At 63.4% G+C, this 21,564-nt stretch carries 20 protein-coding genes; 4 read left to right on the top strand and 16 right to left on the bottom strand.

Annotation, left to right across the window (positions count from 1 at the left end):
* The 3 genes from LMTR13_RS29910 to uxuA are packed head-to-tail and all read left to right on the top strand — an operon-like array spanning position 1 to position 3,672.
* Positions 1 to 1,407 (top strand): TRAP transporter large permease, encoded by a 1,407-nt coding sequence (locus tag LMTR13_RS29910; RefSeq protein WP_065730905.1) that lies wholly within the window; start codon positions 1 to 3, stop codon positions 1,405 to 1,407.
* Entirely contained in the window at positions 1,404 to 2,450 is a 1,047-nt protein-coding gene (locus LMTR13_RS29905; RefSeq protein WP_065730904.1) for an L-idonate 5-dehydrogenase, read from the top strand. Before LMTR13_RS29910 ends, LMTR13_RS29905 begins: the two co-directional genes overlap by 4 nt.
* 31 nt (positions 2,451 to 2,481) lie before the next feature.
* Positions 2,482 to 3,672 carry a mannonate dehydratase gene (uxuA, locus tag LMTR13_RS29900; RefSeq protein ID WP_065733079.1) on the top strand — a complete coding sequence of 397 codons (1,191 nt, stop codon included), beginning with the start codon at positions 2,482 to 2,484 and terminating at the stop codon, positions 3,670 to 3,672.
* Here the strand turns inward: uxuA and LMTR13_RS29895 are convergent.
* From LMTR13_RS29895 to LMTR13_RS29865, 7 genes are all read right to left on the bottom strand, one after another.
* The gene (locus tag LMTR13_RS29895; protein ID WP_065730903.1) at positions 3,625 to 4,770 is read right to left on the bottom strand and encodes an ABC transporter ATP-binding protein; all 1,146 of its coding nucleotides are present in this window, start codon (positions 4,768 to 4,770) and stop codon (positions 3,625 to 3,627) included. The two genes, uxuA and LMTR13_RS29895, sit on opposite strands and share 48 nt — an antisense overlap.
* Complete coding sequence (locus tag LMTR13_RS29890; protein WP_197520938.1) at positions 4,767 to 5,747, bottom strand: ABC transporter ATP-binding protein; 981 nt, start codon at positions 5,745 to 5,747, stop codon at positions 4,767 to 4,769. Before LMTR13_RS29890 ends, LMTR13_RS29895 begins: the two co-directional genes overlap by 4 nt.
* Positions 5,747 to 7,318: an ABC transporter substrate-binding protein gene (locus LMTR13_RS29885; RefSeq protein ID WP_065730902.1), complete on the bottom strand. Its 1,572-nt coding sequence runs from the start codon at positions 7,316 to 7,318 to the stop codon at positions 5,747 to 5,749. Before LMTR13_RS29885 ends, LMTR13_RS29890 begins: the two co-directional genes overlap by 1 nt.
* Positions 7,319 to 7,334: 16 nt before the next feature.
* Positions 7,335 to 8,876 carry an ABC transporter substrate-binding protein gene (locus tag LMTR13_RS29880; RefSeq protein ID WP_197520937.1) on the bottom strand — a complete coding sequence of 514 codons (1,542 nt, stop codon included), beginning with the start codon at positions 8,874 to 8,876 and terminating at the stop codon, positions 7,335 to 7,337.
* A gap of 23 nt (positions 8,877 to 8,899) precedes the next feature.
* The gene (locus LMTR13_RS29875) at positions 8,900 to 9,787 is read right to left on the bottom strand and encodes an ABC transporter permease (protein ID WP_083219278.1); all 888 of its coding nucleotides are present in this window, start codon (positions 9,785 to 9,787) and stop codon (positions 8,900 to 8,902) included.
* Positions 9,784 to 10,722, bottom strand: coding sequence for an ABC transporter permease (locus LMTR13_RS29870; RefSeq protein WP_065730900.1), 939 nt, complete (start codon positions 10,720 to 10,722; stop codon positions 9,784 to 9,786). The genes LMTR13_RS29875 and LMTR13_RS29870 overlap by 4 nt, the downstream gene beginning before the upstream one ends.
* A gap of 271 nt (positions 10,723 to 10,993) precedes the next feature.
* The gene (locus LMTR13_RS29865) at positions 10,994 to 11,740 is read right to left on the bottom strand and encodes a polyamine aminopropyltransferase (protein ID WP_065730899.1); all 747 of its coding nucleotides are present in this window, start codon (positions 11,738 to 11,740) and stop codon (positions 10,994 to 10,996) included.
* Positions 11,741 to 11,921: 181 nt separating this feature from the next.
* Between LMTR13_RS29865 and LMTR13_RS29860 the strand changes: the two genes are divergently transcribed.
* Positions 11,922 to 12,248 carry a helix-turn-helix domain-containing protein gene (locus tag LMTR13_RS29860; RefSeq protein WP_065730898.1) on the top strand — a complete coding sequence of 109 codons (327 nt, stop codon included), beginning with the start codon at positions 11,922 to 11,924 and terminating at the stop codon, positions 12,246 to 12,248.
* A gap of 29 nt (positions 12,249 to 12,277) precedes the next feature.
* On the opposite strand, the gene LMTR13_RS29855 is transcribed toward LMTR13_RS29860, so the two are convergent.
* The 9 genes from LMTR13_RS29855 to LMTR13_RS29815 form a co-directional block, all read right to left on the bottom strand.
* Positions 12,278 to 13,120: an HD domain-containing protein gene (locus LMTR13_RS29855; protein ID WP_065730897.1), complete on the bottom strand. Its 843-nt coding sequence runs from the start codon at positions 13,118 to 13,120 to the stop codon at positions 12,278 to 12,280.
* Positions 13,121 to 13,220: 100 nt separating this feature from the next.
* Positions 13,221 to 13,754 (bottom strand): NADH-quinone oxidoreductase subunit B family protein, encoded by a 534-nt coding sequence (locus tag LMTR13_RS29850; RefSeq protein WP_065730896.1) that lies wholly within the window; start codon positions 13,752 to 13,754, stop codon positions 13,221 to 13,223.
* A gap of 12 nt (positions 13,755 to 13,766) precedes the next feature.
* A complete protein-coding gene (locus LMTR13_RS29845; protein WP_065730895.1) occupies positions 13,767 to 15,278 on the bottom strand; it encodes a hydrogenase large subunit in 1,512 nt (503 codons plus the stop codon).
* Positions 15,279 to 15,292: 14 nt separating this feature from the next.
* The gene (locus LMTR13_RS29840) at positions 15,293 to 16,744 is read right to left on the bottom strand and encodes a hydrogenase 4 subunit F (protein WP_065730894.1); all 1,452 of its coding nucleotides are present in this window, start codon (positions 16,742 to 16,744) and stop codon (positions 15,293 to 15,295) included.
* Positions 16,741 to 17,403, bottom strand: a complete 663-nt coding sequence (locus tag LMTR13_RS29835; RefSeq protein ID WP_065733076.1) for a hydrogenase-4 component E — start codon at positions 17,401 to 17,403, stop codon at positions 16,741 to 16,743. The genes LMTR13_RS29840 and LMTR13_RS29835 overlap by 4 nt, the downstream gene beginning before the upstream one ends.
* A 5-nt stretch (positions 17,404 to 17,408) precedes the next feature.
* Positions 17,409 to 18,365 (bottom strand): respiratory chain complex I subunit 1 family protein, encoded by a 957-nt coding sequence (locus tag LMTR13_RS29830; protein WP_065730893.1) that lies wholly within the window; start codon positions 18,363 to 18,365, stop codon positions 17,409 to 17,411.
* Complete coding sequence (gene hyfB, locus LMTR13_RS29825; protein WP_065730892.1) at positions 18,356 to 20,371, bottom strand: hydrogenase 4 subunit B; 2,016 nt, start codon at positions 20,369 to 20,371, stop codon at positions 18,356 to 18,358. The genes LMTR13_RS29830 and hyfB overlap by 10 nt, the downstream gene beginning before the upstream one ends.
* Positions 20,371 to 20,679 carry a helix-turn-helix domain-containing protein gene (locus LMTR13_RS29820; RefSeq protein WP_065730891.1) on the bottom strand — a complete coding sequence of 103 codons (309 nt, stop codon included), beginning with the start codon at positions 20,677 to 20,679 and terminating at the stop codon, positions 20,371 to 20,373. The genes hyfB and LMTR13_RS29820 overlap by 1 nt, the downstream gene beginning before the upstream one ends.
* Before the next feature lie 283 nt (positions 20,680 to 20,962).
* Positions 20,963 to 21,544 (bottom strand): DUF2889 domain-containing protein, encoded by a 582-nt coding sequence (locus LMTR13_RS29815; protein WP_065730890.1) that lies wholly within the window; start codon positions 21,542 to 21,544, stop codon positions 20,963 to 20,965.
* Between the last annotated feature and the right edge of the window lie 20 nt (positions 21,545 to 21,564).

The following is a 21,564-nucleotide window of genomic DNA, read 5'->3' as shown; positions in this document are numbered from 1 at the left end:
ATGCTGCTGCTGCTTGGGGGATTTCTGCTGCTGATGCTGCTCGGCCTGCCGGTCGCGCTTTCGATGGCAGTGTCGTCGCTGGTCTATATTCTCGTTACCGGCATCACGCCGGACGTGACGCTGGCGCAGCGCATGATTGCCGGCGTCGAGAGCTTCCCGCTGCTCGCGGTTCCGTTCTTCATTCTGGCCGGCAATCTCATGAACATCGCGGGCGTGACCGGCCGCATCTACAAGTTTGCGGTGGTGCTGGTAGGCTGGATGCGTGGAGGCCTCGGCCACGTCAATATCGTTGGCTCCGTGATCTTTTCCGGCATGTCCGGCACGGCGATCGCCGACGCCGCAGGCCTGGGCACCATTGAAATCAAGGCGATGAAGGATCACGGCTACTCCACCGAGTTCGCCGTGGGCGTGACCGCGGCGTCCGCGACGCTCGGCCCGATCATTCCGCCGTCGCTGCCGTTCGTGATCTACGGCATGATGGCGAACGTCTCGATCGGCGCGCTGTTCCTCGGCGGGGTGATCCCCGGCGTGATGATGACGTTGTTCATGATGGCGACGGTAGCCTATTTCGCGCACAAGAACGGCTGGGGCAACGACACGCCGTTCTCTTTGCCGCAGGTTGGCTCGGCAGCCCTTGAGATCTTGATCGTGCTCGGATTTCCACTGGCGGTCTGGCTGCTGGTCGTCGCCGGCCTTTCGGTGAACATGGCGGTCGGAATCGGTCTCGTGGCCCTGCTGGCGCTCGACTGGTACTTCGATTTCTCCGCGGTGATGGCGCTGATGGCGCCCGTCATTTTGATCGGCGGCATGACGCTCGGCTGGTTCACGCCAACGGAAGCCGCGGTTGCCGCGGTGATCTGGTCGTTGTTCCTCGGGCTCGTGCGCTACCGCTCGATGACGCTGCAGACGGTGGCGAAGGCCACCTTCGACACCATCGAGACCACGGCCTCGGTATTATTCATCGTGACCGCGGCCTCGATCTTTGCCTGGCTTTTGACGGTGTCGCAGGCCGCGCAGATGCTGACGGATGCGATGCTCGGCATCACCCAGAACAAATGGGTGTTCCTGCTGCTGGCGAATATCCTGATCCTGTTCGTCGGCTGCTTCATCGACACCATCGCGGCGATCACCATCCTGGTGCCAATCCTGCTGCCGATCGTGCTCAAGCTCGGTATCGACCCGATCCATTTCGGGCTGATCATGACGCTGAACCTGATGATCGGCCTCCTTCACCCTCCGCTCGGCATGGTGCTGTTCGTGCTGGCGCGGGTAGCAAAGCTGTCTGTCGAGCGCACGACCATGGCGATCCTGCCCTGGCTGGTGCCGCTGTTACTGGCGCTCGTCGCCATCACGTACATCCCCGAGCTGACGCTCTGGCTGCCTAAATACATGGGACTCTCAAAATGACATCGATGGCTTTGGCCGCAACCCTGTTCGGCCCGGAAGATCTTCGCATGATCGAGCGGCCGCTCGATCCTCTTGCCTCAGGCATGGTGCGCATTCGTTTCGGCGCCGGCGGCATCTGCGGCTCGGATATGCATTACTACCGGCATGCCCGTACCGGCGATTTCGTCGTAACCTCGCCGCTGGTGCTCGGCCATGAGATCGCAGGCGAGGTGGTCGAGATCGCAGGCGCCGCGCCTGGCGTGAAGGTCGGCGACCGCGTCGCCGTCAACCCGTCGCGCTGGTGCGGCCATTGCAAGGCTTGCCGCGAGAACCGGCCCAATCTCTGCGAGAACATCTTCTTCATGGGGTCGGCCTCGAAGACGCCGCACATGCAGGGTGGCTTTGCGTCTTACTTCGACGCCATCCCGGCGCAATGCGTGAAGATCCCGGATCACGTGACGTATCAGGCGGCGGCGCTCGCCGAGCCGCTCGCGGTGTGCCTGCATGCGGTCGCCCGCGCCGGCGACGTCACCGGCAAGCGCGCGGTGCTGTTCGGCGCCGGCCCGATCGGTCTCCTGACCATGCTGGCCGCGCAGCGCGCAGGCATTGCCGAGACGACCGTCGTCGATATCGCGGCGGCGCCGCTGGCGTTCGCCACGAGGTTGGGCGCCAATCATGTCGTCGATATCTCCGGCGGAGAAGAGGCGCTGAAGGCGCAGGCTGCAGCGCAGCCATTCGACGTGGCGTTCGAAGTCTCCGGCACCGCGGCGGGCCTGGCGAGCGCGATCGGTGCGGTCAGGCGCGGCGGCGTCGTGGTTCAGGTCGGCAACCTGCCGGGCGGGCAGATTCCGGTGCCGGCGAACGCGGTCATGGCCAAGGAGATCGATCTCCATGGCTCGTTCCGCTTCGGGACGGAATTCTTCACCGCGGTCGAACTTATCGCCGACGGCAGTGTGGACGTGCTTTCGCTGGTGACGGCACAGCGCCCGCTCGCGGTCGCGCCGGATGCGGTGCGGCTGGCACTCGACCGTTCGCAAAGCGTCAAGGTCGTGCTGACCGCTTGATTGCCGTTCTCACTTCAGGAGCTTCCGCATGATGCTGCAGGGATGGCGGTGGTACGGGCCGAATGATCCCGTATCGCTCGACGATATCCGCCAGGCCGGCGCGACCGACGTGGTGACGGCGCTGCATCAGGTGCCGATCGGCGAGGCCTGGACGCGCTCGGCCGTCGAGGAGCGCAAGAACCTGATCGAGAACTCGCAAGCAGGCCGTTCGCCGCTGAAATGGTCGGTGGTGGAATCGATCCCGATTCCTGATGACGTCAAGCGGCTCGGGGGCAAGGCGACGCACTCGATCGAGACGTGGATCGCGAGCCTCGAGGCGGTCGCCGCGGCAGGCATCAAGATCATCTGCTACAATTTCATGCCGGTGGTTGATTGGTGCCGCACCGATCTCGAATGGGAGCTGCCGAACGGGGCCAAGGCGATGCGCTTCGACCAGGAGCGGTTCGCGGCGTTCGACCTGCACATCCTGCAGCGCCCCGAGGCGCCGGCCGAATACTCCGAGGCCGCGCAGCGCCGCGCGAAGCAGGTCTATTCAGAGATGACGCAGGCCGACATCGACGTCCTCATCACCAACATTGCCAGCGCGCTGCCGGGATCCACCACCGATCCCTTGACCATTCCGCAATTCCGCGACCGCCTGCAGCAATATCGCGGCATCGATTCCAAGGTGCTGCGTCAGCACTTAAGCGAGTTTCTCTCGCGCGTGGCGCCGGTGGCTGAAGAGCTCGGCGTGACGCTGACGCTGCATCCGGACGATCCGCCGCGCCCGCTATTCGGTTTGCCGCGCATCGCCTCGTCGGCCGAAGACTATCAGGCGCTGTTCGACGCCGTGCCTTCCAGGGCCAATGGCATCTGTTTCTGCACCGGCTCGCTCGGCGTGCGCGCGGAGAACGATCTGCCCGCGATGGCCAAGCGCTTCGCGCCGCGGATCGGCTTTGCCCATCTGCGCGCGACCAGGCGCGAAGCCGACGGCCTGTCGTTTTTCGAATCCGATCATCTCGACGGGGACGTCGATATGATCGCGGTGCTTAAGGCGTTGCTTGTCGAGAACCGAACGCGTTCGCCGGAAAATCAGATCGTGTTCCGGCCGGACCATGGCCATCGCATGCTCGATGATCTTGCGGAGACCAAGCGCACCAATCCCGGCTACACCGCGATCGGCCGGCTGCGCGGCCTAGCTGAGCTGCGTGGTGCTATCCGCGCCATTGAACACGGAGGGTAATTGCGCTTCCGTCCGCTTCAGCCCCTGCTTCGCCGCCTCGAACGCTGCCAACCGTTCGGCGAACTTTCCATTGGCAAGGCCAGCGCGCGCGAGAATGGTGGGAGCGGGCAACGTCTCGAAGAAATGACAGGCGACGCGATGGCCGGGGGCCGCCTCGCGCAGCTCCGGCTCCTCGGCTGAGCAGCGCGCCTGCGCATGCGGGCAGCGGGTGTGGAAGCGGCAGCCGGTCGGCGGCCTGAACGGGCTCGGCACGTCGCCCTGCAGCATCACGCGCTTGGTGCGGAGCGCAGGATCTGGTTTTGGGATGGCCGCGAGCAGCGCCTGGGTATAGGGATGCAATGGCCGCTCATAGAGCGTCTTCTTGTCAGCGATCTCGACCAGCTTGCCCAGATACATCACCGCGACGCGGTCGCTGATGTGCTTCACAACGGCCAGATCATGGGCGATGAACAGGTAGGAAAGGCCAAAACGCTGCTGCAGATTTTGCAGGAGGTTGACGATCTGCGCCTGGATCGAAACATCCAGCGCTGACACCGGCTCGTCGCAGACGATCAGGTCCGGATTGGCGGCGAGCGCGCGCGCGATGCCGATGCGCTGGCGTTGCCCGCCCGAGAACTGATGCGGATAGCGCCTTGCATGTTCGGGCAGCAGGCCGACGATCTCCAGGAGTTCACGGCCGCGCGCCTCACGCGATGCGTCATCGCCGATCTCGTGAACGCGCAGTGGCTCGGCCAGGATTTCGCCGACCGTCATGCGCGGATTGAGCGAGGCGTAGGGGTCCTGAAAGATGATCTGCATATGTCGGCGCATCCGCCGCAGCGCATCCTTGTCGAGATCGGCGATTTCTTTGCCTTTGAACCGCACCGAGCCGGAAGTCGGGTCCATCAGACGCAGGATCAGGCGTCCGGTGGTCGACTTGCCGCAGCCGGATTCGCCGACCAGCGCCAGCGTCTCGCCACGGGCAATCTCGAAGCTCACATCCTCGACGGCGCGCACGAGCCCGATGGTCTTGCGGCGGATCAGCCCGCGTGTCACCGCAAAATGCTTGACCAGACGGTCGACCTGCAAAACAGGAGCATCGTTCGGCGCCGCGTTCATGACGTCACCTCGACCGGCGCCTTCCAGCACGCCACCCGATGGCCGGGCGCGATGTCGCGCAACGGCGGAGGATCAAGCCGGCAGCGCTGGTCCGCAAACGGACAGCGCGGCGCAAAGCGACAGCCTGCCGGCTGGTTGTTCGGACTGGGCACCGTGCCCTCGATCGTAGCGAGGCGCTTGCGGTCGACGTCGATGCGCGGGATCGAGCCGAGCAGGCCGATCGTGTAGGGATGCTGCGGATCGGCGAACAGGTCGTTGACGTCGGCACTCTCGACGATGCGGCCGGCATACATCACCAGCACCTGGTCGGCGACCTCGGCGATGACGCCGAGATCATGGGTGATGATCAGGATCGCCATGCCGAGCCGCCGCTGCAGGTCGCTCAACAGGTCAAGAATTTGCGCCTGGATGGTGACGTCGAGCGCCGTGGTCGGCTCGTCGGCGATCAACAGCGCCGGTTCGCAGGAGAGCGCCATCGCGATCATGACGCGCTGGCGCATGCCGCCCGACATGTTGTGCGGGAAGTCGTCGATGCGCTGCGCCGCCGACGGAATGCGCACCAGTTCGAGCATTTCGATCGCGCGCGCTCGCGCCGCGCGGGGCGACATCGCGGTGTGGGCGAGGATCGCCTCGATGATCTGCTGGCCCACGGTGTGGACCGGATTGAGCGAGGTCATCGGCTCCTGAAAGATCATCGACATCTTGCCGCCGCGCAACCTGCGCCGCTCGTCGGCGGTGAGCTTCAGCACGTCGCGATTGCCGAACAGAACCGCCTCGGCCTCGACCTTGCCCGGCGGGCTCGGCACCAGGCCCATCACCGAAAGCGACGTCGCGCTCTTGCCGCAACCGGATTCGCCGACGAGGCCAATCGTGCGTCCCTTGGGAACGCTGAAGCTGATGCCGTCGACGGCGCGGAACAGGCCGCGGTCCGTCGCGAAGTGGGTTTTCAGGCCGCGGACTTCGAGAAGCGTGTCCATCAGAACGAGTAATCCAGTCCCTTGTAGAAGGTGTTCTGGTAGAGCATGTGCGGCCGGACGCTCTTCATCTTCTTCGAACTGGTGGTGTACATCGCAACGTTCATCACCGGCATCCACAGATGCTCGCCCATCACTTTCTCCTGCACACGGGCGTAATTGAGCGCACGTTCGGTATCGGTCAACGCGGCGCGGCCGGCGCGCAGCCACTCGTCGGTCTCGGCGTCCTTCCAGTTCATGCGATTGGGCGTCGGGATATTCTTCGAGTTGAAATAGATGTTCATCAGCTCGCCCGCCGACAAATAGGGCACGGTGACGGTCCACAGCTCGTAGTCCTGCTTGCCCATCTCGGCAGGGGCGATCGTGGAGTCGAAGCCCACGATCTTCCAATCGACGCCGATCTTGCGCATATAGCCTTGAATGGCTTCGGAGACGCGCGGGAAATAGGCGACCTGGGTGAACAGCACTCGCGGAGCGAGCTTCATGCCGTCCTTCTCACGGATACCGTCACTGCCTACCTTCCAGCCGGCTTCGTCCAAAAGCTTCTTTGCGCGTTCGACATCCTCCTTGATCACGCCCTTGGTCTTTTCGGCGAAATCGAGCGCCTTGGGATCGACGAAGGTGAACGCCGGTTCGGCGTTGCCCAGCATGACGCCCTTGACGATGTCGGCGCGGTTGATGGCGATGTTCATCGCCTCGCGAACGCGCTTGTCTGATACCATCGGGCGCGTGATCTTGTAGCCGTAGTACATCAGTTGGAAGTTCGGCTTGGCCTCCTGAACGGTCAGGTTGGGCGCGGCTTTGACCTGCTCGATGAATTGCAGCGGAACCTGGTGCGAGAGGTCGAATTGACCGCCCATGATGGCGGCGACCCGGCTGGCGTCCTCGGGCACGATCTTGATGCTGAGCTTCTCGAACTTCACCGGGCCCTTGTTCTGGTACATCGATGGGCCCCATTTGTAGGCGTCGTGACGCTTCAGCACGATTTCGGTGCGCGGCTGCCAGCTCTCGAAACACCACGGCCCGGTGCCGTCGATTCCCTTGATGCCGTAGTCCTTGCCGAGCTGTTCGACGCTATCCTTGTTGTGGATCGCGTTAGTGTACATGGTGAGCTGCAGCAGCAGTTCGGAATAGGGTTCGTTCAGTTCGTACTCGACGGTATAAGGATCGGGCGCGCGCAGCTCCTTGATGTCGCCGGCTCGCCAATGGTATGGCGCCTTGGTCTCCGGATCCTTCAGCCGCTTGAAGCTGTAGACAACATCGGCGGCGGTGAACTTCTTGCCGCTGCAAAACGTGACGTCGTCGCGCAGCTTGAAGGTATAGGTTCTGCCATCCTCGCTGATGGTCCACGACTTGGCGAGGTAGGGGATCGCCGTCTTGCCGTCCCAGTCGAGCGCCACCAGCGTGTCCTGGAACATGTTGACGATATCCGACGTCGGCGACCAGGTGGTGCGCTGGCCGTCGTAGTGCGGCGCGTCGAGCGACTTCATCACCCGCAAGGTCTGAGCCTCGGCTGCCGAAGACATCGCGGCTGCTCCGAGCAGCGCCGCAACGCCTGTCAAAATGCTGCGCATCGTGTTCTCTCCCTGGTTATTTCTGCCGCGACACGTCCAGCCCTTTATAGAAGGTGTTCTGGTAGATCATGTGCGGCCTGGCGTCTGATATCTTCTTGTTGGCCACCTGGTTCATGTTGATGTTGAGCACGGGCATCCAGAGGTGCTCGCGCATCGCCTTCTGCTGCACCTTCGCGTAATATTTGGCGCGGTCGGCTTCCGTCAGTGCCGAGCGGCCCTGCTTCAGCCACTCATCGGTTTCGGCGTCCTTCCAGTTCATCCGGTTGGGCGTCGGGATGTTCCTGGAATCGAAGTAGATGTTCATGAGATCGCCGGCCGATAGGTACGGCACCGTCACCGACCAGATTTCGTAGTCCTGTTCGGCCATCTTGGCGGAGGCGATCGTGGAGTCCCAGGGCTGGAGCTGCCATTGCACGCCGATGCGGCGCAGGTAGCCCTGAATCGCCTCGGCCACGCGCGGGGTGTTGCCGGCCTGGGTGTAATAGACCTTGGGCTGCAGCTTGACGCCGTCCTTTTCGCGAACGCCGTCACTGCCCATCTTCCAGCCGGCCTCGTCGAGCAGCGCTTTTGCGCGCTCGATATCCTCCTTTACGATGCTCTTGGTCCCGGCGTCGTGATCGAGCGCATCGGGATCGACGATGGTGAAGGCGGGATCCGCATTGCCGAGCAGGACCCCCTTGGCAATTTCAGCGCGGTTGATGGCGATGCTCATCGCCTCGCGCACGCGCCGGTCGGCCACCATCGGCCGCGTCGTCTTGAAGCCGAAATAGAGTAACTGGAAATTCGGCTTGGCCTCGGTGACGGTCAGCATCGGCGCGGCCTTGGCCTGCGAAATGAACTGCGCCGGAAACTGATGGGTCATGTCGAATTGGCCAGCCATCATGGCCGCCACGCGGCTGGATTCCTCCGGCATGATCTTGATACTGAGCTTTTCGAACTTCACCGGTCCCCTGTTCTTGTACATCGACGGGCCCCAGCGGTAGGCATCGTGGCGCTTCAGTACGATCTCGGTGCGCGGCTGCCAGCTCTCGAAGCACCACGGTCCGGTGCCGTCGGCGCCCTTGATGCCGTAATCCTTGCCAAGCGCCTCCACGCTCTCCTTGTTGTGGATCACGTTGGTGAACATCGTGAGCTGCAGCAGCAGCTCGGAGTAGGGCTCCTCGAGTTCGTATTCGACCGTATACGGGTCGATCGCGCGCAACTCCTTGATGTTGCCGGCGCGCCAGGCATAGGGCGCCTTGATCGCGGGATCCTTGAGCCGCTTGAAGCTGTAGACGACGTCATCGGCAGTGAACTTCTTGCCGCTGCAGAACGACACGTCGTCACGCAGCTTGAACGTATAGGTCCTGCCGTCCTCGCTGATCGTCCACGATTTGGCGAGATAGGGAATGGGTGTGCGGCCGTCCCAGTCGAGCGCGACCAGTGTATCCTGGAACATGTTGACGATGTCGGACGTCGGTCCCCAGGTCGTGCGCTGCGCATCGTAATGCGGCGCGTCTATCCCCTTCATGAGCTGGAGCGTCTGGGCCGACGCCGGACCCGTAACGGACAGTGCCAAGGACATTCCCAGCGCGAACCTGATCATGTCTGCAGCCTCGGATCGAGGACGTCGCGGAATGCGTCGCCCAGAAGGTTGGCGGCCAGCACGATCACGAAGATGGCACAGCTCGGGATCGTCGCGATATGCGGCGCCATGAACAGGAAGTCGCGGCCCTGCGCTGCCATCATGCCGAGCTCCGCGGTCGGCGGCTGCGCGCCCATGCCGAGAAAGCCGAGCGCCGCGCCGATCAGGATGATCTGGCCGAAGCGCAGCGTCAGGAACACGAAGATCGTCGAGATGCAGTTCAGCGTCAGGTAGCGCCAGATCAGTTCGCCGTCGGAGACGCCCACGGCGCGGCCGGCCTCCATGAATTCCTGGCCCATCACGCCGATCGCGGCACCTCGCGCAACGCGGGCGACGTCGGGCACGGTGGCAACGACGAGCGCGATCACCACGGCCGCTAGTCCGGCGCCGAAGATCGCGGCCACTGCAAGACCGATCAGGATCGCGGGGAAGGCGAGCATCACGTCGACCAGCCGCATGATCCAGCCGTCCAGCCGCCGGTAGTAGGCGGCGAGGATGCCGAGGACACCACCGATGAAACCGCCGACGATCACGCCGACCAGCCCGAGCATCAGCGTGTTGCGCGTGCCGTAAAGGACTCGGCTGAAAATGTCGCGGCCGGTATTATCGGTGCCGAACCAGTGCGCGGCATCGGGTGGACGCATCACTTTCGTGAGGTCGGTGAAGTAGGGATCGTAGGGCGCGATCCAGGGCGCAAACAGCGCCGCCAGCACGATTGCCGTGAGTACCAGCCCGGCGAGCGCAGCAACCCGGTCGCGCGCCAGCCGGCGCAACACCCCGGCGCGGGCGAATACGCCGGTTTCGCGCTCCTGGACAAAGCCTTGTTCGAGAGCATCGACGCTCATCTGCGCTGCACCCTCGGATCGAGATAGACGTAGAGAACATCGACCAGGAGGTTGATCGACAGGAAGGCGATGGCGAGGATCATGATCGCGCCCTGCGCCGTCGGAAAATCGCTGGAGACGATGGCGCCGACGGCGAGCCGGCCGACGCCGGGCCACGAGAACATGGTTTCCGTGACGACCGCGCCGCCGAGCAGGAATGCCGCCTGCAAGCCGATCAGGGTGACGACCGGGATCATGGCGTTGCGCAGCGCATGGTGAATGATCACCACCCGTTCGCGCAGTCCCTTGGCGCGCGCCGTGCGAACGAAATCGGCGCCGAGCACTTCGAGCACGGCGGTGCGGGTCAGCCGCGCGATCGGGCCGATCAACACTGCGCCCAGCGTCAGCGCCGGCAGAATCAGGCTCGGCAGCCCGCCATCCCATACCGGCCCGGTGCGGCCGGTGAAGGGTAACAGCGCCCATTTGAATCCGACGAACTGGATCAGGATCAGCCCGATGAAGAACACCGGCATCGATACGCCCGCGACCGAGCAGGCCATGATGATGCGATCGGTGAGGCGGCCGCGATGGACTGCCGCCAGCGTCCCGAGCGCGAGCCCGGCTGGCACCGCGATCAGCATCGCACCCAGCATCAGCTCGATCGTAGGGCCGATCGTCATCGCCAGTTCCTCGCTCACCATCCGGTTTGAAATGATGGAGCGGCCGAGATCGCCGCGCAGCACACGCAGGATGTATTCGAAGAACTGGACCGGGATCGACCGGTCGAGACCGAGTTCCTGGCGGATGGCGGCGATGGTCTCGGCCTTGGCATCGGGGCCGGCGATGATCATCGCTGGATCGGCTGGCACGACCTGCAACAGGCAAAAGCAGAGGAAGAGAACCCCGAGCAAGGCGGGGAACGAAATCAGCAGACGATGGACAATCTGTTGTCCCATGCGACGCCAACGGACGGGTTGGGCCAAAAGGAACTTACGCGTCGACGTTGACGCTTTTATTTCCCCCTCGGCAGCCGAGCTTCGTCCGATGTGCGCGGCTTTTGGTTATCCTGGATACTGGCATCTGTCAGACGTGGCGTCACGTTCAATCTGACAGTTCGCTCCCGCTGCGTCCTTTTGCGCGTCGCGCCGCGATGACATTTCGCAGTGCGAGAATTTCGTCTCACGGGAAGCGCACGCGTGCCGGTGCGCAACGATTTGCCGCTGCGCGCTATCTGTCAGCAGCGGAATACATCGCGCCGAGGTCGCGAGCGCGCAATCTGCATCGCCGGATCGACCACCGCTCGAGGCTGTTTTGCATCACCTCGGCGAGCGCCGTATGTGCGTTCAATCGCTTTTCCGGCACACATGCGATGATCGCGTTTCGATCCTGGACGCCCTGTTCGTCGATGATCCACGCTGCCAGCCGGTCGCCGGCAAGCCGCGCGGCGATGCGATCGGGTACCGGGTCGATGTCGTTCGCGACCAACACGTTCATCACGATGCGGCCGCCGGGCGTCAACCGCGCGCGGATGGCATCGCACGTCTCGACGTCGAATTCATCGTCAAAGCGAAAATCCGGACCTCCGACATCGACGGCGATCCCGTCGTAAAGCAGATCGTCATCGAGAATGAATTTCCGGAAATCGGACGCGATCAGCGGCAATCCATCCGGCAGCCCAAAATATCGCTGGGCAATCACGAAGCTGACCGGGTTGTTGTCGACGACCGTCAGCTCTTTTCCGAGACGCGCCAGTCTGGTTGCCAGATTCCCGCCGCCGCATCCCAACACGAGAATGTTCGTCGCGCGATGCAAGAGCTCGTCCATCAGCCTGACATAGCTGAAGACACTCTCGCCGTCGGGCGTGGCCTGACTCTGCCTGATGCCTTCCTCGAAATAGATCCGCGTTCCGTCCGCGGAACATTCGACGATCTCGATTTCGCCGTTCGTGCCCCGATAACGCCCCAGCAACCGCACCTGACATCACCATGCATCAAATAGGATGTATGAAACATCGCTTATCATGTAGCATGCCTGATGCCAATCGCGCCGGGTGGATGTCTCCGGCGTATGTGATGTACTGCACCTCTGAATTGATGCTTGAGCATGTAATTTAGACGGTATATCCGTATTTATCCGGAATCGGAGATACCGTCCCATGATTACCGCCAATCAACTCAGGGCCGCGCGCGCACTCCTGAACATAGATCAGCGGCAGATGGCCGATCTCGCGGATCTTTCCGTGCCGACCATCCAACGCATGGAAGCCAGCGATGGCGTCATTCGCGCCAATGTCGATTCCCTCATGAAACTGGTTTCCGCGCTCGAGAGCGCCGGGATCGAGTTGATCAATCCGGGCGCCGCGAGCGCCACCGGCGGGCGGGGTGTGCGCCTTCGCGAACATGTCACAAATCCGAAGATGAAGGTCAAGACGGTCCGCCAGGCCAAGAGCTCCGCCGCGCGGACGTTGGAGCGGGCTCGTTGATTCAGGCCGTCGCCGCCGAGCATCGCGTATCAGTGCTGCGGTCCCATCAGACGTTGGGCATTTTCCGCGCATAACAGGTGGTGATGGAGATTGGCGATCCATTGACGGCCAGAAGCGGTCAGGTTCAGGTACTTGATGCCCTCGTCGAGATGTTCCGAGATGCTGTTCCAGAAGAAATCCGGATATTTGTCCACGAGATCCGCCGGACATGAATATCCGAGCTGGCGATTCATCCCTGTTTCCTCAAATTCGTAAAAAAGCGCATTGACTTTCCTTGCGTACATCGGGTCGCCAAGTTGCCCGATCAGGTCCGCCGCCTGAACCAGACGCGGTATGTTCGTCTCCGTCGGCTTCCTCTCGGGTGGGGGCGGAAAACGCGTATGTTCGATCGCCTCAACGATGCGTGCGGCGTCGATCACCGGTGAATTCCCGAGCCGCTCCATGGCAAACAGCTTCGAACGGTCGACGTGGTAGGGCATCAGCGCGGCATCCGACGCTCCGCGAGGCAAGGCAATTCTCCGTCCATCTTCATTGATCACGAACTCGTCGCCGGTATCGCCGCTCAGTATGCCGCGAACATAGCCGATGTCGTGCAGCAGGCAGGCAACGATGAGATGCGTGTAGTCAGAAGGCTCGATGCGGCGCGACATCATCATGCCCTGCAGGATGTCGCGGCCGGCCATCGTAACCAGCCACGTATGCTCGTAATTGTGATACAGAGCGTCGCTTCTTCCAATGCATTCGATGGTGATCCGCGCAAGTGAGCCGAGGCGCTCTGCCAGATCGTCATGCATCGGGCCGAAGATTTCGCGGAAGTCCTTGGCCAGGAATTTGCCGAGCTTGCGGGCCGCCGACGCCGTGATGCTTCTCATCGTCACTCTCCGATGAACCGGAGCCGTACACCGGAAACGTTATCACAGCTTTCGGCGACTGGGCATGCCGCGGTCGCGGTGTCACGGTGCAACACAGTTTTCAGGACGCGCCGGTATCCGCATCCGCCCGTTCGAGCAGCGCAAGCAGGCCCTGCAGCATCGCCGTTGGCGTAGGCGGGCAGCCCGGAATGTGAAGATCGACCGGCACGACCTCGGAGACGCCGCCAACCACCGCATAACTGCCGGCAAAACATCCTCCGTCCCGCGCGCAATCTCCGACCGCGACCACCCATTTCGGGTTCGGCGTCGCGTGATAGGTGCGCTCCAGCGCCTCGCGCATGTTCTTCGTTACGGGTCCCGTTACCATCAGGACGTCGGCATGGCGCGGCGAGGCGACGAACCGCAGGCCGAACCGCTCGACGTCGTAATAGGCGTTGTTGAGCGCGTGAATTTCCAGCTCGCATCCGTTGCAGGATCCGGCATCGACCTCGCGGATCGATAGGCTGCGGCCGAGCCGCCGCCGCGCCGTTTGGCCAACGGCGGCCACAAGTTCCGCCACCGCGGCATCGACCGCCGACGGCGCCAGCTCGGTGAGCGGTTGACGGAACACGCTTTCGAAAAGCAGCTTGCGCATCGCATGGCGTCCTTAGAGATCGTGCCCCGAATAGGAACAGTTGAACGACTTGTTGCAGAGCGGAAAGTCGGCGACGATGTTGTTCTCGATCACCGCCTCGAGCAGCGGCCATTGAAACCATGAGGGGTCGCGCATGTGGCACCGCTCGATCAGGCCATTGCGCAAGCGCAACCAGACCAGGACGTCGCCGCGGAATCCCTCGACGATCGCCATGCCCTCGCGCACCTCTCCTCCAAGCGGGACTTCCTTGCGTATCGGTCCGTTGGGAAGCTGGCTCAGTATCTGGTCGATCAGCGCGAGGCTTTGCTCGACTTCGCGGACCCTGATCCAGACACGGGCGTTGACGTCGCCTTCGTTCAGGACGGGAACGTCGAAACGCAGACGGTCATACGGCGGATAGGCCAGCGCGCGGCGGGTATCGAAGGACCGCCCCGATGCGCGGCCGACATAGCCGCCAGCGGCATATTGGCTCGCCAGTGAAGCTTTCAACGTGCCGGTATCGACGGTGCGATCCTGCAGCGAAGCGGTGTTGTCGTAGAGTTCGACCAGCGCGGGAAAGCGCAGGCGGATATTGTCCAGCGCGGCCTGGATGGCTTCCACCCCGTCATTGCCAACGTCGCGGGCAACACCGCCGGCCACGATGACGTCGCGCATCAGGCGATGGCCGAAAGCTGCACCGGCTGCGCGCAGTACGCTCTCGCGCAACAAGCCGCAATGCGCGTGCATCAGCGCAAAGGAAGCGTCGTTGCAGATCGCGCCGATGTCACCGAGATGGTTGGCGAGCCGCTCGAGTTCTGCGAGCAGCGCCCGCAGGAACACGGCGCGCTCCGGTACCACGAGATCAAGTGCGGCTTCGGCGGCGCGCGAAAAAGCGTAGGCATAGGCCACGGTGCTGTCGCCCGAGGTGCGGCCGGCGAGCCGAACGCCGCGTTCGAGGCTCGCGCCGGTCATCAGGCCGTCGATGCCCTTGTGGACATACCCCAGCCGCTGCTCCAGCCGGACCACGGTCTCGCCGCTGGCAGTAAAGCGGAAATGTCCGGGCTCGATGATGCCCGCGTGTACCGGGCCGACCGGAATCTGGTGCAGGCCGTCGCCTTCCGCGGCGAGAAAGTGATAAGGCGCCGCCTTCGGCAGCGCGTCGATGCGCTCGCCCAACGGGAAGCGCACGCCCCAGCGATTGTGATCGAGCCAGGGCCGTACATCGGGTGAATCCTCGGCGGACAATCCGAACAGATCGTGGATGGTGCGCTCCAGCCGCCGGGCCGGCGGGTGATGCCGGCCTACGGAGGGAAAGCGGCGATTGGGACAATCTAGGCTGATGACCGCGATGCCAGCGGTCTGCCCATCCATGATCGCCATGTGAACCGTTGCGGGTTCGCCCCACAGGCCAAGCAGGCTCCAGCGTCCATGCGCCAGTTCGTTCGCCGCAAAGGTCCAGACCGAAGCATCGACCACGACGCGTGGCCACGGGCCGTGTTGCCCGACCTTGCGGCCTTCCAGCGTCAGATCGATCAGCGATGGCATGTCAGTCCTGTCCTCTATCCAAGGAGTTGGGCCACGTGCTGGAACCAGACCACCAGCGGGGCGGGAAGGTAGATCCCTGCGCCCAATACCAGTGCGAGATGCGCGAACATCGGAATGTAGGATGCGTCGGCAGGTGCCGTGCTGCCGCGCGGTTCGCCGAACGCGACGCTGGTCAGGCGCAACGTCAGGGCGCCGAAGGCCAATAGCAGCCCGAACACCAGCACGATCGCGAGCAGCGGCTGCCTTGCGAAGGTCGAACTCACGACGAGAAATTCGCTCATGAATATCCCGAGCGGCGGCAGTCCCGCGATTGCGACGACGCCTACCACCAACCCCCAGCCGAGCGCTGGATGAGTTACGGTCAGGCCCCGGATCCTGGATATCCGCTGGGTGCCCTTGATTTGCGAAATATGACCCACGGCGTAGAAGATCGCCGACTTCGTCAGGCTATGCATCACCATGTGCAGCAGTCCGGCGAAATTGGCCAGCGGGCCGCCCATGCCGAACGCGAACACGATGATGCCCATGTGTTCGATCGAGGAATAGGCGAACAGGCGTTTGATGTCGCGCCGCCGGTACAGCATGAACGCCGCGAAGATCAGCGAGACCAGGCCCATCGTCACCATCAGCGGACCGGGCGCAATCGACGCCGGGTTGGCGGCGAGCAGTATCTTGAAGCGCAGCAGCGCATAGAGCGCGACGTTCAGGAGCAGGCCCGACAACACGGCCGATATCGGCGTCGGACCCTCGGCGTGTGCGTCGGGCAGCCAGGCATGCAGCGGCGCGAGGCCGACCTTCGTGCCATAGCCGAGAAACAGAAACACGAAGGCGACGTTGAGCAGGGCCGCGTCGAAATTCGCGGCACGCTCGACCAGCAGCGTCCAGACCATGCCGTCCTGGCCTTCGCCCATGACCGGGCGCGCCGCCATATAGACCAGGATGGTGCCGAACAAAGCGAGCGCAATTCCGACGCTGCCGAGGATGAAATACTTCCAGGCGGCTTCGAGTGCCGCATGAGTACGGTAGATGCCGACCATCAGCACCGTCGTGAGCGTCGCAAGTTCGACCGCCACCCACATCAGGCCGATATTGTTTGAAACGAACGCCAGATTCATGCCGAACATCATGATCTGATACATGGCGTGGTAGAAGCGCAGGTAAGTCGGCGTCAGCCGTCCGGTTTCGAGTTCATGCCCGATATAGCTCGCGCTGAAGATGCTGGTGGTGAAACCGACGAAGGTGTTGAGCACGATGAAGACGATGTTCAGATCGTCGATCAACACGTACGGTCCGGGCGACGAGCGGTCGATCACGAACAGGCCGAGCGCAGACAGGAATGTGGCGAGGCTGGCCAGGACGTTCAGCCGCGCCGTCAGCCGGTAGCCGGGCAGGGCGGCCAGCAGCGCCGCCGAGCCGATCGGTATCAGCAGAACCGCCGTGACCGGGTCGAAGAACGGCAGGGTCATCGGCGCTCACCCCGGAAGTCGTCGAGCGCGGAGACGTCCACCGAATCGAAGCGCTCGCGGATTCGGAACAGGAAGATGCCGATGACGATGAACGCGATCAGGATCGAGAAGGCGACGCTGATCTCGACCACCAGCGGCATGCCTTTGGCACCGGCCGCCGCCAGCACCAGTCCGTTCTCGAGCGACATGAAGCCGACAACCTGGCTGACCGCGTTGCGCCGTGTCACCATGACCAGAAGCCCGAGCAGCACCACCGACAGGGCAAAGGCGAGATCCTCGCGCGCCAGCGGGTCGGCGTCGCTCGTCACCCGCAGCATGAGGACCAAAGAGAGCGCGACCAGGCCCATCCCGGCCAGCATTGTCGGGCCGATTCCGACGGCGGATTCGATGTCGCGGTGAATTCCGAGCTGCTTGACGATGCGGTGCAGTGCCACCGGAATAACGATCGCCTTGAACACCAGGGCAATGAACGCGGTGACGTAGAGATGGGGCGCGTCCTGGATGAAGGCCTGCCAGGCGACCGAGAGCGAAAGCACCAAAGCGTGGAGCGCGAATACGTTGAGCAGCGAATAGAGCCGGTCCTGATACAGCATCATCAGGCTGATCAGCACCAGTCCGCCGGCCAGCGTATGCGAAACGTCGAAGGCGAGGCTCTGCATCTGCATCAGAAACTCCTCGAGACGAACAGGAGCAGGGTGCCGAGCAAGCCCAGCATGAACGCCGCGCCGAGGAACTGCGGAACACGAAACACCCGCATCTTTGCGGTCGCGGTTTCGAACAGCGCGAGCAGGAAGCCGGCCAGCGCGAGCTTGACGATATAGGCGCCGGCGCCGATCGTGTAGGACAGCGCGCCGCTGCCATACAGCGCGATCTGCCAGGGGAAGAACACGCAGGCGATCAGCGAGACATAGAGCAGCAGTTTCAGGAACGCGCCGAGCTCGATCATCGCCAGATGGCGCCCCGAATATTCCAGGATCATCGCCTCGTGCACCATGGTGAGTTCGAGGTGCGTCGCCGGGTTGTCGACCGGGATGCGCGCGTTCTCCGCGATCGCCACCATGAACAGCGCGACCAGCGCCATGCCGAGCGACACCCGCAAGCCCACGTAGGAAGACGCCAGGAAATGCGCGACCGTCGAAAGCTGGGTCGAGCCGGCGACGAGCGCCAGGCAAAACACGATAAGCAGCATCGCGGGCTCCGCGAGCGCTGCGATCATGACTTCGCGGCTGGAGCCGATGCCGCCGAAACTGGTTCCGACATCCATTCCGGCGAGCGCGAGGAAGAAGCGCGCACTTCCGAGCAGCGCGACGATGGCGATCAGATCGGCCGTCCAGTTGAACAGCAGTCCGGTCGCGAAGGTCGGCACCAGCGCGGCGGCCACCCAGATCGCCGCGAAGGTGATGTAGGGCGTCACCCGGAACAGCCACGAGGCGTTGTCGGCCAGCACCACCTCCTTGCGCATCAGCCGCAGCAGGTCGCGATAGGGCTGAAAGATGGAGGCACCCTGGCGGCGTACCAGCCGGGCCTTGATCTTGCGCACATAGCCGGTGAGCAGCGGCGCGAGCAGCAGTACGAGCAGCATCTGCACACCCTGCACGATGATGTCGGAGATCACGACCATATCGCGAGCACCAGCAACAACGTGACGAGGGTGGCAAAGACCAGGCTGAGATATCGCCGGATGGTCAAGAACTGCAGGTGGTTGAGCCGTGTGGACAAGAAGCCGACGGCATCCGCAATCGGCGCATACATTCCGCTCCAGACCAGGTCGTGCAGTTCGATCCGCAGCCGTGCCGGCCTTACGTCTCCCGGCGGCGGCATCGTCACGTGATCGCGGGCGTGGAACAGGAGCGTGCCGAACACCCGGCGGATCGGCTGGGCAAAACTGACGCCCGAATATTGCGCGGCGGGCGTTGCGTCGGAGAAGCCGCATCCCCAGGCCGGTCCGCGCCGCAGCGCGTGCGAGGCGAAACGATGAATGATAAAGACCGCAAGCGACGCGGTTGCCGTGATGAATACCATCACCAGCAATCCATTGTATGAGCTGCGGCTCTCCGCAATCGGCACGATCGAAAGCCAGGGTTGACCGGCCTGCGCCGGCATGCGGCTGCCGAGCATTTGGGTGGCGACGGGCGCCAGGGCGTCGATTGCCAGCCCCGGCAGGATTCCGGCCAATAGACAAAGCGCGACGAGGATGAACATGGCCGTGAGCGAGAAGCGGTCGACTTCAGCGGCGGTTTCCGCGGCCGTGCCGCGCGGTCGTCCGAGAAAGGTCACGCCATAGGTCTTGACGAAACACGCCGCCGCCAGTGCGGCAGCCAAAGCCAGCATCGCGCCGACCGCCGGCACCATGATCTTCAGCGCCCATTGCGGCAGTTCCGGACTCTGCAGCACGGCCTGGAAAATCAACCACTCCGAAACGAAGCCGTTGAACGGTGGAAGCGCCGAGATCGCGACGCAGCCGACCAGAACGGCAAAGCTCGTGAGGGGCATGCGGTGAATGAGGCCGCCCAGTTTGTCCATATCCCGCTCGCCGGTCGCAGTCAGCACCGCGCCGGCTCCGAAGAACAGCAAGCTCTTGAAGAAGGAGTGGTTGAGGGCGTGAAACAGCGCGGCGGTAAAGGCGAGCGCAGCCGCCATCTTCAGGCCGTTCGCCTGGAACGCCATGGCAAGGCCGAGGCTGACGAACACGATGCCGATATTTTCGATGGTGCTGTAGGCCAGGAGGCGCTTCAGATCTTTCTCCATCATGGCGTAGAGAATGCCCATGACGGCGGTGATGCTGCCGAGAAACAGCACGACCACGCTCGCCGGCCATGTCGGCTGTCCCAGCAGATCGAACATGACGCGAATGAAGCCGTAGACCGCGACCTTGGTCATGACGCCGCTCATCAGCGCTGACACATGGCTCGGCGCCGCGGGGTGGGCGAGCGGCAGCCAGACATGCAACGGCACCAGGCCGGCCTTTGAACCGGCGCCGAGCAGCATCAGGATCAGCACCAGCGTCGCCGCGTATGGCGCGTGCTGCGCGGCGCGTATGGCCGCAAATCCGTAGTCTCCGGCAGGCCCTGCCAGCAGGCCGAACGCCAACAGCAGGGCGAGCGTGCCGAAACTCGCCATCACGAGGTAGACGTAACCGGCTTTCGCATTGCCCGGTTCGCGATGGTGCGCCATCACCAGCGCCCACGATGCCAGCGACATGAATTCCCAGCACAGCAGATAGGAAAATGCGTCGTCGGCCAGCACCACGAGATTCATGCCGGCCAGAAAGGCCGGAAAGAACGGCAGCACGCGATGCGGCGCGGGGTCATGATGGCCGTAGCCGAGGCCGTAGAGACTTGCCGATGCCCCGCCCAGATTGACGACGATGAGGAAGAACGACGCCAATGCGTCGAGACGGAAATGTGCCCCAAGCCACGGCAATCCCACCGGCAAGGTGAGGGTGGTTGCGTCCGTGGCGCCGCCGAGCAGGCCGCGCAACGCGCCGATCAGTGCAATTGCGGATACGGCCAGCGTCGCGCCGTAGATGACGGCCGTGGCGGTCTTCGAGCGGCTCAGCGCGATCGCCAGCACGGCCAGCCCAAGCAACCCGGCGATACAGACCATTTGCAGCGCGACGGCCGACATTATTTGCGCGCCCTCGCTCCACTGGAGGCCTTGTTTTCCCGTCGCGCGTTGGCAGATCCGAAATCGGCCTTCAGCCGCACGCCGCGCCCGCCGTCGGCGCTGCTCGCCCCGTCATCGATCAATTCTATGCCGGCCCCCTCGAGCGCGGTGATCAGCTTCACCAGCGAGTCGACATTGCCCCGGACCATGCTCTCACTTGCTTCCATGCGCTGGATGGTCGGCACCGACAGCCCCGATAGTGCCGCGAGCCGACGCTGATCGATGCCGAGAAGCACCCTGGCAGCCCGCAATTGAGCCGCAGTGATCATCAGTCTGCCTCGCCGGCGAGGCTCGGGCCAGTTATGGACGTCATTCCTGCATCCTAAGTATTGATGTTCAGATGTCAATAAGTGATATCTCAGATATCTATTCTGAGGGGTGCCTCCTGAGGTTGCTGGCCGCGCATTCCCGGGATGCTGCGCAGCGCGCCGCGAATGCGGCGTGCTGCGCTGCTGATCCGGGGTCCATGCTCGGTGCGCTATAGGTCCCGGCTCTGCGGAGCAGCGCTACGCGCTGCGCCGCGTCCGGGACACGGAGACCAATTACGCGTCTTCAGTCCTGAGCCACCGGCTTGGTCGCGAACTGCGGAAACATCGCCGCGACGACGGGGCCGTCGGTCCGCCAGGAATGGCAGCCGCCGATGAAGAATGGACGCTGGCCGGAGTTCTGCTGGTTCTCCAGCGTGTCGCGGCCTTCCGGATTCTTGCCGTAGGACATGGTCTGGTACGCCGTGGTGACGGCGGGGCCGAGCAATTCCATCAGATGCGTGCAGGTCTCCAGCCGGCCGACCTTGCGCCGCACCGTCTCGCGCCAGCCCGGGCCGATGCGCTCGCCGACCAGACGCTCGAGGATCGGCTCGACTTCGACGCAGGTCGGATAGGGCGTCGCGCGCATCATCGCTTCCGCCTCGCGGATGGTCATGCCGTCGTCGATCGCCAGCCGCAGGCCGATATCGTGCACGGGATCGCCCGGCTTCAGTTCGCCGCGGAAACGATCGGCACGCTGGGTGAAAGGCTTGGTGTCCCGCAGCCACGCTTCGACTTCCCAGAGTCCGTCGTCGCGCAGAAAGCCTTCGCATTCGACCGACCGCCTGTGCATCAGGCGGCGCGATTGCTTGCTGTTTTCCAGAGACATCGGTCCGTATCCTGCTTCGA

Origin of the sequence: Bradyrhizobium icense, from assembly GCF_001693385.1 — a bacterium.
In the GTDB taxonomy this organism is placed as follows: Bacteria; Pseudomonadota; Alphaproteobacteria; order Rhizobiales; family Xanthobacteraceae; genus Bradyrhizobium; species Bradyrhizobium icense.
Note: the sequence above shows the minus strand (reverse complement) of the source record. Positions and strands in the feature narration are given on the sequence as shown.